The organism is Winogradskyella helgolandensis (genome assembly GCF_013404085.1).
Taxonomy (GTDB): domain Bacteria; phylum Bacteroidota; class Bacteroidia; order Flavobacteriales; family Flavobacteriaceae; genus Winogradskyella; species Winogradskyella helgolandensis.
Window position 1 is genome coordinate 62,166 of sequence record NZ_JABFHO010000002.1, and the last position, 15,362, is coordinate 77,527.

General features: G+C 31.1%; 13 protein-coding genes and 1 tRNA gene. All 14 read right to left on the minus strand.

Annotation, left to right across the window (positions count from 1 at the left end; translation table 11 throughout):
• Window positions 1–9: 9 nt before the first annotated feature.
• The 14 genes from HM992_RS18960 to HM992_RS19025 all read right to left on the minus strand — a co-directional run bounded on the left by HM992_RS18960 (window position 10) and on the right by HM992_RS19025 (window position 15,334).
• The gene (locus HM992_RS18960) at window positions 10–2,724 is read right to left on the minus strand and encodes a class I SAM-dependent DNA methyltransferase (RefSeq protein ID WP_179321187.1); all 2,715 of its coding nucleotides are present in this window, start codon (window positions 2,722–2,724) and stop codon (window positions 10–12) included.
• 143 nt (window positions 2,725–2,867) lie between these two features.
• A complete protein-coding gene (locus HM992_RS18965) occupies window positions 2,868–3,737 on the minus strand; it encodes a DUF6371 domain-containing protein (RefSeq protein ID WP_229720568.1) in 870 nt (289 codons plus the stop codon).
• A gap of 36 nt (window positions 3,738–3,773) precedes the next feature.
• Complete coding sequence (locus HM992_RS18970; protein ID WP_092466805.1) at window positions 3,774–3,971, minus strand: hypothetical protein; 198 nt, start codon at window positions 3,969–3,971, stop codon at window positions 3,774–3,776.
• Window positions 3,972–3,974: 3 nt separating this feature from the next.
• Complete coding sequence (locus tag HM992_RS18975; RefSeq protein ID WP_179321188.1) at window positions 3,975–5,015, minus strand: AAA family ATPase; 1,041 nt, start codon at window positions 5,013–5,015, stop codon at window positions 3,975–3,977.
• A gap of 2 nt (window positions 5,016–5,017) precedes the next feature.
• Complete coding sequence (locus tag HM992_RS18980) at window positions 5,018–5,515, minus strand: DUF6364 family protein (RefSeq protein ID WP_179321189.1); 498 nt, start codon at window positions 5,513–5,515, stop codon at window positions 5,018–5,020.
• Window positions 5,516–5,519: 4 nt separating this feature from the next.
• Window positions 5,520–5,807, minus strand: coding sequence for a helix-turn-helix domain-containing protein (locus HM992_RS18985; protein WP_179321190.1), 288 nt, complete (start codon window positions 5,805–5,807; stop codon window positions 5,520–5,522).
• 129 nt (window positions 5,808–5,936) lie between these two features.
• Window positions 5,937–6,878, minus strand: coding sequence for a hypothetical protein (locus HM992_RS18990; RefSeq protein ID WP_179321191.1), 942 nt, complete (start codon window positions 6,876–6,878; stop codon window positions 5,937–5,939).
• Complete coding sequence (locus HM992_RS18995; protein WP_229720569.1) at window positions 6,879–8,168, minus strand: tyrosine-type recombinase/integrase; 1,290 nt, start codon at window positions 8,166–8,168, stop codon at window positions 6,879–6,881.
• Window positions 8,169–8,277: 109 nt separating this feature from the next.
• A tRNA-Met gene (locus HM992_RS19000) sits at window positions 8,278–8,350 on the minus strand.
• 171 nt (window positions 8,351–8,521) lie between these two features.
• Window positions 8,522–9,364, minus strand: a complete 843-nt coding sequence (locus tag HM992_RS19005) for a leucine-rich repeat domain-containing protein (RefSeq protein WP_179321193.1) — start codon at window positions 9,362–9,364, stop codon at window positions 8,522–8,524.
• A 129-nt stretch (window positions 9,365–9,493) separates the two neighbouring features.
• The gene (locus HM992_RS19010; RefSeq protein WP_178983638.1) at window positions 9,494–9,676 is read right to left on the minus strand and encodes a CPXCG motif-containing cysteine-rich protein; all 183 of its coding nucleotides are present in this window, start codon (window positions 9,674–9,676) and stop codon (window positions 9,494–9,496) included.
• Between the two features lie 12 nt (window positions 9,677–9,688).
• A complete protein-coding gene (locus HM992_RS19015) occupies window positions 9,689–11,008 on the minus strand; it encodes a TolC family protein (protein ID WP_179321194.1) in 1,320 nt (439 codons plus the stop codon).
• On the minus strand, window positions 10,998–14,195 hold the full coding sequence (locus HM992_RS19020) for an efflux RND transporter permease subunit (protein ID WP_178983636.1): 3,198 nt from the start codon (window positions 14,193–14,195) through the stop codon (window positions 10,998–11,000). Before HM992_RS19020 ends, HM992_RS19015 begins: the two co-directional genes overlap by 11 nt.
• Window positions 14,195–15,334 carry an efflux RND transporter periplasmic adaptor subunit gene (locus HM992_RS19025; RefSeq protein ID WP_179321195.1) on the minus strand — a complete coding sequence of 380 codons (1,140 nt, stop codon included), beginning with the start codon at window positions 15,332–15,334 and terminating at the stop codon, window positions 14,195–14,197. The genes HM992_RS19020 and HM992_RS19025 overlap by 1 nt, the downstream gene beginning before the upstream one ends.
• Window positions 15,335–15,362: the final 28 nt, after the last annotated feature.

Below are 15,362 nucleotides of genomic sequence, written 5' to 3' on the forward strand. Positions count from 1 at the left end.
ACTTTCTTTTTACGTATTATTTTTACGTGTTCTTTTTGGTTTTTCTAACAAGGTATTTTTATTTATCATCTTCTCATATTCTTTAAAAAGATATTCTAAACGTTCTGTATCACTCTCAAATGGTTTTAAACGATAACAACGTTCTATTGCTAAATCTAATTGATGATGCGCTTCCCTTAAACCTTTAGGCATTTTATCAGGGTCGTATAATTGCGCCAAGGTTTTACCTGAATGTTTTTCTCGTTCTTCTAATACTTCAAAAACGTGTAGATTGATTTGCTCTTTTTGCTTTTGATTGATTTCTGGGAAAGGAAATGTATTATAGCATAAAGTAACAGAATATTGCATATCATTTTTTAATCTTCCTGCCACAGCTTTTACCCAAACAATATGCATTCTTGAAGAAATTAATCCAAACAACCAAAATTCAGCATCATAGATTACTCTCGTAGCATTAGAAACAATTGTTTCTGAATTTAAAAACCCAATTGGAATATAATTCCTTCTTTCTGAACCTGTTTTTGGTATTACAATTGAATCTGTTTCTTGATGCCTGTTTTCATCAAATTCGTGAGGCGTCTCAGCTTTTCTATTAGTTGCAAGCTTCTTACTTTTTAACCTAAAAATTTTACATTTTTCAAATCTTTCGCTTATTTCAGGTATCGAATATGCCAACTCCTTATTCTCTTCATTAATCCATAAGCAATACCTTTTCTGACCTTTCATAAATTCATTAGCACCCAGAAAACTCCTAAAAAGTTCACTAATTTCAGGATGTTTTTCAATTAATCTATCTTTTTCATTTTCGCTAAATATTAAATTTCCATCATCTGTTGGCGCACAACCTTGCATCATTAGTGGTAGCTTCGAAAGTGTTTTTTTTTGAGGCTGGACAAAAACATTTCTTCCAGGTGCTAGGTATGCATTAATACTATCTGACAAAATATAGTTGTTATCTAAATATATTTTCTTTAATTGTTTTGTGCATCTTGTAACTCCAATTACTATTACAGAAACACCCGCATTACCTTTTGCATTATTTGTCCATTTAAAAGATTGATGGGCAAATGAAATCTCAAGATTTTTATTAAATATTGATGGCCACAAAATAGATACTTGTTCTCCTTGTGAGATAGAATTTGTTGAAACAAATGCAAACAGGTTCTTGGTGTTTTGAATATAATCAGCAGCTTTGAAAAACCAACAAGCTATATAATCAAGTTTTTTGTAATTTTTTATTGAAGAAAAGACAATTTTCATATCTTCTTTTTGGTGTTCATCTTGACGGCTATAACCGAGGTAAGGTGGATTCCCAAAAATATAAATTTCATCATCTTCACTTTTAGGACAGGTATCCTCCCAATTTAAGCGCGTAGCATTCCCTTGTGTGATATTACCTGCTTCTTTAAGCGGTAAAATATCTTCCGCTTTACCATAATCGTGAAGTTCACTAACAAACTCTTTATTCATTTGGTGTTCTGCTAACCATAAAGATAAAATTGCCATTTCGTGTGCAAAATCGTCTAATTCTATACCATAAAATTGAGAGAGTTTAATTTTAGTATATACATCAGGAAAACCTAAATTAAGCTGATGATTAACTTCATAGATTCTTGCTAAAATCTTTATTTCTAATCGCCTTAATTGTTTATAAGCAATAATTAAAAAATTACCACTACCACAAGCAGGATCAAACACTTTAATTTTTGCAATTCTGTTAATGAGTTTATTTAGTTTTTTTACATCATTAAAATGCTTTTCAAATTCTTCGTTTAATTCATTTAAAAATAAAGGTTCTATTACCTTCATAATATTAGGCACAGAAGTATAATGCATCCCTAAACCACTACGATATGCAGGATTTACTACTGCCTGTATCATAGAACCAAAAATATCTGGATTGATTTCGCTCCAATCTAAATCGCCACACTCAATAATTATTTTTCGTGCTTCTTTATTAAAAATTGGTGAGCTAAAAGATTTACCACCAAACAAACCGCCATTTACATATGGGAATTTATTAAAAGGATCTGCCTCTTTACTATTGTCTTCTGTGTTTAAAACTTTAAAAAGCCTATCTAAAAATGTATGTGCATCGCTTCCATCTTTTTGAGTATGTTGCTCTAATGTATCTGTAAACATTCCCTCAATTGGAAAAATATCTGTGTCTTCTGCAAAAAAACAAAATAATAAACGAGATAGGAATATATTTAAATTATGACCACCATCATCGTATATGTTTGGGTTTTCAGTAACTAATATACCATAGAGCTTCGCCATTTTGTATGACGCTTTTCTATCTGCATAATTCTCATTTTTTTGAGCATATTTTTCTTGACCTGCCCAAGGTAGAAAGAAACCAAAATGTTTATGAATTTCGAGAATAGGTGTATCTAACGCTAAGCCTGTTCTTATATCTTTTGCTAATAATGTTTTATAATCTGTTACAATTACAAATCTTGGATTGTGTTTTAATGAATCTGTATCTTTAGTTAATTCGTCAATAGTATTTAATAAAGTACCAGATTCTACTTCTTTAAAAAGCATTTTACTTTTATAAAGTACTTCTCCATCAACTTTAGATAAATTAAAGTCTCCTTTTTTTAAACGTGTTATTGATGTTTTAGAAATACCGTAAGCTTTCAGTAAGTCGAATACAAATTCTTCTTTATTGAAGTTTTCAACTAATGCTATTACGTTTTTCTCTATTTGAGATGCGTTCATAATCTAATTTAGAGATCTAAATAAGTTTAAAATAAAATAGTAAACAGGGGATAATTCTAAGGGATTTTAAAGATAAGAAAAACCAATAAAATTGTATTACGGTTTTCCATATTTAAAAACAAACAGATAAATTACTTACGGCATTAAATCATAACATCTGCAAGATCAGTACCTTCACATGCTTTAAAATCTTCTAAAAAGTCACTACAAATTATAGTATATCCCATTTTTTGAAAACCTTCCACTTTTGTATTCCAGCTTTTGTATTCCGACTTATCTGGATAAACTATAATTTTATAGTCTTTCAATGGTTTTAACACTGATAATTTCAAATTCGTTTTCGACCCAGTAGCTAACCACAAATAACTAGGGTAAAATAAGCTCATAATTATAGCCGTTTTTTCAGACTCAACAATGCATATAGTATCTCCTTTCTTGTAATCGCATAAATTATGTATTCCAAACAAACATTGTTGTAATACAAAATCATCTATCTGTAATACCTTATGCATCCAGTTGATAAATACGCGTGGTTTCTTAACTCTTTTACCGTTTTTACCGTTATATAACATCACTTTTCCTGCACATACATTCATTTGATGGTCCACTTGCCAAAATATGGTTGCTCCTTTCCAATACGTCGACGTGCCAATAAAATATTTCCTTATTACCCCTTCGATATCTGTAGTACAGAAATATTGTCTTAAGTATTGCACAAAATTATTGTTACTATAATTACGTCCATAACCACCAATAACATTATCATCATGGCTAGATGGCTCTTCTATTTTCTGTAATACACTAGATGTAATTATTTTATTACCGTTAGGACTTTTGTGATACGCACACTTAGACTCTCTATCGCATCGTCCTATTGTAGATTCTAAATATTTGCTTGTTTCTACTTCAATGTAACACACTAAGGTTTTCTTACCACAAGATGGGCAATTAAACTTCTTACTAGTTCTGTCTAAAGTGTATTTATAAGTCATTTTAAACTGAACTCGTACCATTCGTACCTAAATTATGGTACGAATGGTACGAGTTTCTTATTGCGTTTTTATTTTATTGAAATGATTCTTTAGTAAAAAACGAATACCGTCATTAACTGTAAATTCAGGAAGTGGCTTTCTTTTTTTCTTAATTTTAGTTTTAGGTCTAACACTAATGTCGAGCATATTATATAACCTGATAAGCTCTTCCTCTGGAAGTGCTTTAGCTATATTATATACATCATTAGCGTTCATTGATTAAAGATTCAATGCTTTTTTTCTTTTTCTTACTGCTCCTTCTGTAATACCTAATACTTTACCAATTTCAACATTAGACTTATTTTGAGCTATTAAATTCATCATGTCTGCATCTCGCTGATCCAAGTCGTTAGATTTGAAATTCTGTAAATGCTCTGATTCAGCTCCAAACTCAAGAAACTCAAACTGTAAAAAATTATAATCTTGTCCAATAGTACATGTAATAACATTTTCTGCATGATACATGTGTTCTGTATTACGCTGCTTAATTTGCTTTATATATCTTAAACTATGATCTTTAGCACTTCGACCAATTGCAAAAGAACTGTCACAAAAATTCATAAGCATTTTGCTACCCGAAACATCGTTATTAGTAATTGGTTTAGAATCGTAGCGTTTTGGAGTATGACATAAAACCAGAATAGAAATGCTATTATTTTTTGTTAGTTTATTCAAAAATTTCATTAGACCAAGCGCGTCCTTAGCTTTTTCATTATCACTATTGAGATAAGTGAGATTATCTACTATAATTACCTCGATATTATAATCATCGATATATTGCGATAAACTTTGACACAAATATTCTTCAATTGTCTTTACAGTCTTAGGAAGTTCTAAATCTCTATTAAGCTCAGCTCTGTAAAAATTATGATGAAACTTATAGTGATTATTGTAATTATCTGAACAACGTTTTTCAAGTTGCTTGTCAGACAACTCAAAATCTAAATAGAGCACCTTCTTTGGTTCTGATTCATACTTAAACCCATGAATTGCAACACCTTTGCTAATACTATCCGCAATTTGAACTGCAAGAACCGATTTACCAAGATTGGTATCAGCAAAAAGTATACACAATTCATTCTCATACCAAAATTCACTAAATAGCATATTTGGAATTGGACGGTTTTTCGCTTCATCAATCCACTTGTTTGCTGTTTTTATTATTAAGCAATTATCTTTATGCTCTAGAGCATCTAATGAAGCTTGATTCTTATTTAAATCTGCACTAAATTCCTTATGAATATCATTAATAAATGTCATAATTAATGATTTTTAGACCATATTTCATTCATCAGCATGTCGTAGTTAAATGACAAGTGATGATTCTTCAATGGAAAATAAAACTGCTTTTTTTCATATTCAGATTCAACCAAAAAACGGTTGATATCATTTAGAACCTTCACAAACTCCAACTTTAATTCTTGACTAAAACTACTTTCGTTGATTGTACGTTCAACCCGTTGCTTTAATGTTTTAATAACATCTTTGTTATTGGAACCTAAGGGAAAAATGTACTTGTGAAAAAGCCATGTTAATAAATACGTGAAATCAAAAGATTTCTCATATTCATTAAATGTATTTTTAATTAGTGTTTTTGGTAAGTCAATGTATACCTCTTCACTAACTTCAGATTTTATACCAACATGATTTCTGAATATATTTCGAATATATTCTGACAAATGCATACCTTCCTGAGAAGCATATTCATCAAGTTTTTCTTTTATATTGTACTCTATTCTTAAATTAATTTTAGTCTCCATAGTCCTATTGTTTTATTAAAAAACTTAATATGTCAGACTTTTTAAAACACATGTTTACACCACAACCATAGGTGTCTATTTCTCCGCGTTTTGAAATTTCACATAGTGTTGTATAACTACATTTTAGAAAATAGCATGCTTCCTTAGAAGTGAAATATTGTCCTTCTATTTTTAATGTACTCTCTAACGAAGTACTCGAATCTTTGATTTGTTCCTTTGAAATAGAACGGGTAAGAATTTCCAAAAGATAAATCACATAATTTAACTTTTGGATGTATAATTTTAATTGCATAATAAATGATTTTTAATTTCTTACAATTAAGAACCATTTACCATGTAAAACAAGTACATAAGTTGGGACATTTAGGGACAAACACCCCTATTTAGGGACAAAAATGGTGGATTAGGGACATTTAGTTTTCTAGTCCTCTAAAGAGTTAAAAGAACTCCAATTATCTTCACACTTTTGAAATTTATTATAATATTCTAAATTACTAGAATCGGACCTTTTAAATCGACCAACTTTAATATCATATACTTCCATAATTGCTGCTCTAATAGTTTTTTCCTTAATATCCAATTGCAAATTATCTATTAAAAATCTATATAATACAGTCAAATATGAATGATGTTTTTCAGTTATGTCTGAAATGTATGAATCTATAAATTTAGCCTGTTTAATATTTACTTTAGGACCTATCGCTTCATATAATAATAAATGTAATGGTTTAGGTGTGAAATAATTATCGTATTGAAATTCATGTTCTCGATTAAGAGTGATAAGCACCTGTAAATACCCCTCAAAATTTAAAATATCTATGAGTAATTCCGAATTTTCATAAAGACTACGATTGAAAAAGTTTTCGTTTCCTAATAGATAAGCTTCAACCATATCTCTGTTCGCTGCTAATTTATATTTAAAAGTTTCACGGTTAAGTGAGAGTGCATAAAATCTATCCTTCATGGAATGATAAGTCGAAGAACAATTCTCTTCAAAGATTATATTAAATTTTTTTAATGCTATTGATCTAATTTTAGACTTAGAGTTTATACCAAAAGTTTCTCTACTGAACTCCTTATCAAACATTACACTTGGATATACTAAGGCGGCTTTATATTTATCTTTAATAAAATTATAAAACTCATCCCTTACTTCCATTGATGGTATATAATCTATTTTTTCTTCGGATAACTCAAAAAATAACGACTTTACCCCCAACTTTTTTGGATCCTTTTTAGGTTTAGATTTACTAGTATAACTTAATATATATAGTTCTTTATCTATTAAGTATGAATTCTTTTCTTTTAAAGTACCAATTTCATAATTTGGATCATCTATAATTCCTAAGTATTTAAATTTCATTTACTTTAATAATTCAGAATAGTCCTCTGGCAATGCCGCATCAATATCTCTAAGATATTTCTCTAATGCGGACATTGAAGTATGACCTGTGATTAACATTAATTTACTTTTCACCTCAAAAGGAGAGGCTGTTTTTTCCATTTCTCTATATAAATTTGTAATAAAAGTATGCCGAAAACTATAAAGACCGTAATCCTTACCTAAGCTAAAAATATCTTTTACTTTCTTAAATTGTTTCGTAAAGTAATCTCTTTTGCTATCGTCAGAAGCTTCCCAAATACCTCCTATTTGAGTTTGGGTAAATAAACAATTACTTTTGAGATAGGAAGATAAATCTGGTAATTCATTTAATAAAATTTCAGGGATGATTTTAATCTTAATAGGTTGGTTTTTCGCTTTAACATAAATTTTTTTATCCTGAATATCTAAATCCCCTATCTTAAGCCTACAAACCTCTATAGGCCTTAAAGCACCATAATAAACAAACCTTACAAATAAATATAAAAGTTTATCATTCTCCTTTAAATAATTAAAAATAGCCTGCTCTTCTTCTGGCTTATATGTCTTATTACGTTTAGGACTACTACGTAATACATTAATTTTTTTAACGAAATTTTCTTTTATTAAATCATTATCCTCTAGTATTTGAAAAAATGAAGCAATATCTGTACGTGAATTATTTCTATTCCTAGGACTAGAATTCAATAATATTGAATTCAAATATTGTATTACCGTTTTTTTTGTAATACAATCGATATCATCCTTCTCCTTAAATTCATTTTCTAGCAACCATTTCTTGAATCTATTAATACGACTTTTATATCTTACAAAGGAACTAGCAGCCATTGCTTTTTCCTTTAATTCAAGAGCCAATTTAAAAGCCTCTAAAATAGTAGTTTCAATTTGTTTCTGAGGTGTTGATTCAACAACGGTTGTAACTAATGTAGATTTCTCAGTTTTAGATGTCTTACCATCTATTTTGTTTTGTAGATGCTCAACCAAAGTTTCATTATCCTTGTAAGGATTAAATCCTTCTTGTAATACAATCTCTAAGCTTTGCTTTAATACTTTTAAAAGATGGTAACGCGTTCGTTTATCCTTGTATCTATTTACACCACCTTTAATATTGGTTTGTCTTACAAGTTTACCAGTTTTAGGATTTCGGAAAGAATAATAAATATACCAATCCTTATTCAAAGCTTCCATTTTTTCCTTTTTGGACAGCTTTGACCATGAGTTAATATCTACACCACCTGTAAATAATTTAGGATCTGAATAATTAGATTTCATTGGAAAAACGTGTACGATATCGTGTACGTTTTGTAAAAGTAAGAAAAAAGAAGACATAAAAAAACGGATTGTGAGACACAATCCGTTGATTTTAATAGCTTTCGCCTTGTAGCGGGAACTGGACTCGAACCAGTGACCTTCGGGTTATGAGCCCGACGAGCTACCTACTGCTCTATCCCGCGATTTAATCAAAAAATGAATGTCTTAGCTCTTAACTTTCGGTTCATAATGCCGACTCAATCATTTTAGGACTGCAAAGATAATACTTTTTTTCGAATACCAAAATTTAAACAAAAAAATAACGCTCAATTTTAATTTGAGCGTCATTGTCCCTAATTTATTATGGCAAAAAATTAATCGTCGTCGTCTTCAGTATCTAATGTTGCTAATGCTCCTTTTCTATTAACTTCATCTAAATCAAAATCAACAATATTCGGAAGCTTATCTTTTAAGGCTGCAAAATTACCTTTAAATTGATTATCGCCTAACAGTAATGTTCTCAGATTTGTAAGCTGTGCTAACTCGTTTGGAAGATCACCGTAAAATGCATTATTCGATAATACTAATTCTTCTAACTCTACAAGACCACCAATAGATGAAGGAATCTTCCCTAATAATTGGTTATCAAATACGCTTAATACTTTTAAAGATTTTAAACTCGATAAGCTTGATGGAAGTGTTCCCATTAATTGATTACTACTTAATATTAAGTTTTCTAAGTTTGTTAAGCTTCCTATAGATGCAGGAATCTCACCAGAAAAATCATTATTAAATAATTCTAATGATTTCAAATTAGATAAATTTCCAATATCGGAAGGGATTTTACCGCTAAAAATATTAGAAAATAATTTTAACTCTTCTAAGTTAATCATGCGCACTAAAGAACTTGGTAATTCACCACTTAATTTATTGAATGATAAGTTAAGTACTTTTAAGTGTTTTAATTTTGAGATAGACTCTGGAAGGCTTCCTTTTAAGCCATTAAAACTTAAGTTGATGGCAACAATATTATCATCTTCGATAGTTAAACCATGCCATGTTGAAACTGGTTCCTCTAAATCCCAAGATTGACTCCAAGAATCACCATTAGTCGCGTTGTATAAATCTACAAGTGCCGTCTTTTGGTCTTTCGAAACTTCTGCAAATGAGAGTAATGAAATTAAGCAGAATACTAGTGTTATTTTAAGTGTCTTCATAGTTATAGGATTTTGTGGAGGGACACAATAACAATACGAATTTACTTATATTATCAATAAACGGCAAATTTTTTCGACGAAATGCACTCCTAAAAACACAATTAACTACAAATCACCACTTTAAGGATATCACTGTTCAATGCTTTTAGCCTCAAAACTTACAATATTTTGATACTTAATCGCTGCTGTTATCTGCATTGGATTACAACAAATTTCACAATCCTCAATATAATTTTGATGGCTTTGAGATAAATCTATGAGCATAGAAATCCGTTCCCAACAGTATGGACATTGAAAGAAATACTCATCCATAATCGTTTCAATTTAAAATTGAACATTTAGCAACTCTCCACTAATTTGAAGCACTTCTAATTCAGATAATTTTGCGGCGAATTTAGCTTGATTTCGACTTAATTCTGCATTAAGTAAGTTAACCTGAGCCTGTCTAAATTCAATAGAATTAACTTGGCCTATTTTAAATTTTTCTTGTGTACGATCAAAATTATTCTGAGCCGTTACAATATTTTTTTCTTGAATATTATAAATTTCAAGTTTATTCTGGTAATTATCCCAAGCATTATTAAAGTCGCGTTCTATATTTAGTAAAATGCTTTCTTTTTGAAGCTTTTGTGTTTCAAGATTTACTTTTGCATTCTTTACTCTAGTTATAGTTGCTCCACCATCAAACAGATTCCAGTTTAAATTAACTCCTGCTGATAATCCTGTCCCAATTAAGGATAGTACTTGTGAAGCCGCATTATTATTATTCCTATTCCAACCATACGAACCTGATAACCCAACTGTTGGTAAATATCCCGACTTACCCGAATTTATATCTAGTTGGCTAATAGCTATATTTTTTTCTGTTTGAAGCAATGCAACATTACGAGACTTTGCTTTTTCAAATAAACTTTCTTTTTGAAACTGAAGTGTAAACTCAACCTCTGTTTCAACATTAAAATCATTAGAATACGCTTCCCCTAAAACTAATTTTAAGTCGCGCTTAGCCGTTTTTATATCTTGCTTTGTATTAATAATGTTAATACTATCAGTATTAATATCGACTTCAGCATTTAGTACTTCTAACTTGGTGTTTTGACCATATTCAAACTGATACTCAGCGCGTATTAATCTATCTTTCGTATTATTAAGCGTTTCCTCTAAGGCATTTAGATTATCGGAAAGTTGAGCCACATTATAATACACAGAAAATAACTGAAGTATTGTAATCTCTATAGTTTCTCTTGCTTGTAATTCTGATAATTGATACTGCTCTTTTAAGCGTTTGTAATTATAACGCCTACCTAAACCATCAAAAAGTGTATAATTTAAACTCACACTAGCATTATAGCTTGAACTTTCTGCACCTTTTAAAACCGCATCTGCCCTTCCATCCGAAAATGAGACCTCTGAATCATCTAAACTATAATTTGCACCAGCACTACCGGTTAGTGTTGGTAAAAATCCTGTGTTAAAAATACTCGTATTATTTTCAGCAACTGTTACAGCATTATTTGCGATTTTTACTCCATAATTATTATCTAGAGCTGAAGAAACCGCCTGCTCTTTAGTTAAAAGTTCTTGCGCCTGCAAACTAATGCTGCATGCAAAAAACAGAAACGTAAGTTTGATTTTAGTGATCATTTGCTTCATTTTGTTCTTTTATTGCACGTTCTACCTCTTCTTTAGTCACTTTATTTCCGGTTGCCAACCACTTACTATTTTGTTTTATACTGTTACTAAACGATAAAAACAAAGGTAAAACCAACAAGGTTAGAATAGTAGCATAAGCAATACCAAATGAAATAGAAATAGCCATTGGTTTTAAGAATTGGGCTTGTCTACTTTTTTCCAATAATAAAGGTGCTAAACCGGCAACCGTTGTTAATGATGTTAAGAATATAGCTCTAAAACGCGATTTTCCAGCTTCAGATAAAGCCAAATCAAAAGACATTCCTTCTTTTAAATTACTATTAAATTTTCCTATCAAAACTAAACCATCATTAACCATAATACCAATTAAAGCAATAATCCCTAGAAGTGATAAAATATTAACTTGAAAACCTAATAACCAATGTCCCCAAGCTACTGCTGTTAAGCTAAATGGGATTAAAAGTAAAAGCAATAATGGCTGTGAGTAACTTCTGAATGTAAATGCAATAGTGATATATATTAATAATAAAATAATTGGACCAGCAACACCTAAAGAACCAACTAGTTTGTCTTTTTCTCTATTCTGACCTTCAAATGAAGCATTAATAGTTGGGTATTTAGATTGTAATTGAGGAATGAAAACCGTTTTAATATCATCTAAAATATCTGTATTACTTGTGCTTGGATCTTTTAAATCCGCATAAACCTGAATTTCGCGTTTACCTTCCAAGTGATTTATTGCCACATCTCCCCTAGCAATACTATAGTTTGCAATATCCTTTAAAGTAACACGCTCTCCTGTTGGTGTTACGATTCGCATAGCATCTAAATCGTTAATGGAACTTCTATTCTCTCTATCGTAACGTACCCAAACTTTAATTTCATCTTGTCCACGCTGAAAACGTTGTGCTTGTGAGCCAAAAAATCCAGAACGGACTTGCGTCATTACGGTTCTTAAATCTAGACCTAATAAATAAGCACTTTCCTTTAACTCTAAACGAATCTCTTTTATACCAGCAGGATCATTATCTCCGATATCCTTAAGTAATGGATTTGTTTCCAAATACTTCTTTAGTTCTATCTTAGACGCTTTTAGTTCTTCAATATTATTACTTAGTAAAGATACTGACACAGGACTTCCGCCAAAATTACCTCCAGAACCATAGATAAGACGTTCGGTTCCAATTACTGGACCTACCAATTCTTGTAACCTATTAGTAACTAAATCTGCCTTTATTTCATCTGGCCGTTCTTCGCCTGGTAATAAGTTTATTCTAAGTCTTGCACTAGAGCTACTGTTGATATCAACAATTGTATTTTCAAATAATTGTTTACCTGTACCTTTTAAATATTTTTCTGTGAGCTCTTGATTAACGATGAATGACTTTTCTTCAATCAAAGAAATGATAGAATCTGTAATCTTCACGTTGGTTCCGGCTGGCATTACCAATTCTATGTTGGCAGCATCACTGGCTATTCTAGGAAATATAGTGACTCCAATCACACCTCCACCTAGAGAACCAATAGTTAAAACCAATAAGGCAACAAATATACCAAGTGATAACAGCTTAAATTTTAAAACAACATCCAAAGTAGGAGTATAAACCTTATCTCTTAAAAAAGACATGAAACGATCTCCTCCTTTATTCATAAACCTCATAAATGAGAAGAATTGTTTTGTTTTAGAAGGATTGTCATTTACTTTTTGAGCTCTTAAGGCCTTAGAATGTGCTAAATGCGCAGGCAGAATAATGAGTGCTTCCATTAAGGAAACTATAAGTGTTAAAATCACAATAACAGCAACTTCACTAAAAAACTCACCTATTCTACTGTCTAGAAAGAAAAATAATGAAAACGCTAAAACCGTTGTTATAATAGCTGACACAACAGGAGGAATAACTTCCATGGTTCCGTCTATTGCGGCTTGAATTGGTGTTTTACCTTTTTCGTAATGCTGATAAATATTTTCAGCAATAACAATGGCATCATCTACCAAAATACCAATGACGATAATCATACCAAAAAGCGATAGAACGTTAATAGTAACATCAAATTGAGAGGCAAAAATAAACATTCCTAAAAACGAAATCGGTAAGCCAAAGGCAACCCATAACGCTAATCTGGTATTTAAAAATATAGATAGAAACAGCAATACCAATAACATACCTGCAATGGCATTTTCAGCTAATAATTGTGTGCGCTGTTTTAAGGTGATGGATCTATCATTAATAACTTCTAATCGTACGTTGTTATACATTTGATTGTATTCCTCAATATACTCATTTACTTTATCTGCAGAAGAAATTAAATCCTCATTATTAGTACTAGTAATTGCAATATTTACCGCTAAATTCTCATTGAAATACGAGGCATTTGGTGTTTCGGAAAAACGATCTCGTATAATCGCCACATCTTTTAAACGAATTACTTTACCATCAGAAGATGCTCTTACGATAATATTTAAAAGCTCATTACCATAATATTGTCTGTTGTTGGCTCTAATTAAATATTCTTCGGCAACGGTTTTTACATTTCCACCTGTCACTAAAATATTAGCACTACTAACTGCTGATGCAACCTCGTCAAAGGTGAGATTATATGCCAATAAATCTATTTCGTTAACGGCTATTTCTATTTCTTCTTCAGGAAAACCTGATAATTCAATTTGTGAAATCCCTTCAATTCCCCTTAAATCAGTTTCAACTTGACGTGCTAATTGCTTTAAAGTAACCAAAGGTATATTCTCTCCGCTTATAGCAAAGGAAATGGTTTCTCTAACAATTTCTTGTTTAGAAACCACTAAAGGTTCCATACCTGTAGGAAATGACGGTACACGATCTACTGCATTCTTAACTTCAAGCAGCATAAAATCGATATTCTCCCCCTTTTCAATTTCTACGGTTATAGTTCCACTATTTTCTAATGACGTAGACGTTACACGATCAACACCTTTTAATCCTTTTAAGTTATCCTCAATTTGAAGTACAATACCCTCTTCAATTTCCTGTGGTGAAGCACCAGGATAGGCAATACTAACAGTGATAATTTTAGTTTCTGTAAGCGGGAAGAATGATGACTTTAAAGACAAAGCACCTATAAGACCAAAAATAACAAATGCAAGGATTAATACATTTACTGCAACATGATACCTTATGAAATATTCAATTATCTTTCTCATTATTGAATAGAATCTGAGGATTTAGTTGTTTCACCCTCTGCCCTAACATGCATACCAGCGTAAGCACCAGGAACTGGTTTTCTTAAAATTATAGTGCCATTTGGAACTTCTTTTAACACCACACTTGTATTAGAAAAATGTGCTGGTTTTACAGCAATGACATCAAGCAAACTATCTTTTACTACATAAATCTCCTGACTCTCTAATAATAGGTTTCTATCAATTTCTATGGCATCTTCAACCTTTTCTGCATTTAGATTCGCTTCAAGATACATGCCTTCTTTAAGGTCTGAATGTTTTACTTCAATGTAGACAGTTATAGTTTGAGTTGTAGCATCAATACTGCCGTTAACGCGCGACACTTTACCCTCATAGGTTTTAGTCTTATCTAGACTCGTTAGGGTAACGCTTTCTCCTTCTTTTAAAATATCGGCAAAAGATTTACTGATGGCGACTTCCATTTCATAAACTGAAGGATTAATAAATTCCCCTAGCTTCTGACCACTTCTTACAAACGTTCCTTCTGTTACTAAAGCTTCTGTTAAAATTCCTGAAAATGGTGCTAAAATTCTATATTTTGTTAATCGTTGTTCTAAATTCTTAACATTATAAAAAGCACTTACTATACCACGACCAGTAATGAAGTAGTTTTCTTTTTCTCCTGAAATTTCTGGTAATTTTGGTGTTGATTTATTTAAGTCGAAACCATTTAAATAGGTTTGCCATTTTTGAAATACATCTGGAAAATCTAAACGTAAATCCGGCATTATAGCAGCAATACTATTATACAATTCACTTTTAGCCGATTGTACACTCGCATAATATTCGGAAGCATCTAAACGTATTAATGTTTCCCCTTTACTAAATTTCTCACCTGGTTTAAAAAGTTTTGATCCGATTTTAAAAATCCCTTGGACTTCAGAATACAACTCTACACGCTGCATTGCCGTGAGATTACCATTAGCAGAAATCATAATTGGGATTGTTGTATTCTTAACCGTATCTACAAGAACAGTTTTAACAACCTTAGGTATAACAGGCTTTGGTTTGTGTTTATTATCAATAAGATAATTGGCAAAAATGAAGGCACCTATTATTAAAGCAACTCCTAAAACAGATAAAATAATTTTTCTTAACATAGTTGTGTTGGTCGTCAATTATTTACAA